Raw genomic sequence first — 820 nt, 5'->3', positions numbered from 1 at the left:
GTGTGCTCAAGAAGATATACAACAGTGGCCATTACAAACCTCCATAAAAAATAACGGTTATCAACTATACCTATAAGGGACCTATCAGGCACTCTCACTGGTTTGGTTACCTATATAAGGATCTAACGTATTCCAACAACAGTAAAAATTGTTAATTTATATTTTTATGTTAGATGATAGGGGTTAATGGCTTTATGAGAGATGAATTAGAAAATACTAAGTCCACACAGAAAAACTCAATTCATAGAAAAATTGGTTTAGGCATTTATATCATATTTGCTGTGATCTATTATTTTTTTATGAAAGACATGTTTCTTGATGGAACTTTCTTCCTTATAGTAGGTATAGCGCTTCTTTTAATTATTATATTTAAATTCTTTAAAGACCATACTTACGATTTTCAGGTTATAGCAGTTTGTATGTATTTTCTTATATTTGGTTCAGTTCATATTCTGCAATTGAGTCCATTAATTTTAGTTGTAGCTGGCATTGTATTAGTAATAGTTACGATATTTCCACACTCAAGGTCAGTTAAAAAAGGTTAGTGTTACCTTGATTAACTAAAAGGACAAGCAGTCATGAAAAAGAGACTAGCAGTATTTTTGCTGACGTGTATTATGCTGACAGGGTGTACTAAAGTTATTGATACTCAGAGGGAGAGCACTCAAAACAATGTTCCAACCGTAAAATCTGATGTTGAGAAGGATTTTGAAAATCTCACATTACAAGCTAATCTAGGAGATGCTTCAAGCCAAGCGGAATTAGGGCTTATATACTACTATGGTAGAGGCGTTCCTCAAGATTATTCAAAAGCATTTTA

General features: G+C 32.6%; 1 protein-coding gene and 1 pseudogene. Both read left to right on the top strand.

All coding sequences use genetic code 11. The features are described 5' to 3' along the window. Positions 1-194: 194 nt before the first annotated feature. Positions 195-545, top strand: a complete 351-nt coding sequence (locus PG901_RS13585) for a hypothetical protein (RefSeq protein WP_036600603.1) — start codon at positions 195-197, stop codon at positions 543-545. 33 nt (positions 546-578) lie between these two features. Further along, positions 579-820: pseudogene (locus tag PG901_RS13580) on the top strand (tetratricopeptide repeat protein); the annotation flags it as partial.

This window comes from Psychrobacter sp. ANT_H3 (assembly GCF_027919975.1).
Lineage (GTDB): Bacteria > Pseudomonadota > Gammaproteobacteria > Pseudomonadales > Moraxellaceae > Psychrobacter > Psychrobacter maritimus.
The sequence above is the reverse complement of the archived record's forward strand: the minus strand, read 5'-3'. Positions and strand labels throughout refer to the sequence as shown.

Excerpts from the sequence above, each read along its gene's own strand:
- PG901_RS13585 (WP_036600603.1), top strand. The coding sequence starts at position 195 with ATGAGAGATGAATTAGAAAATACTAAGTCCACACAGAAAAACTCAATT.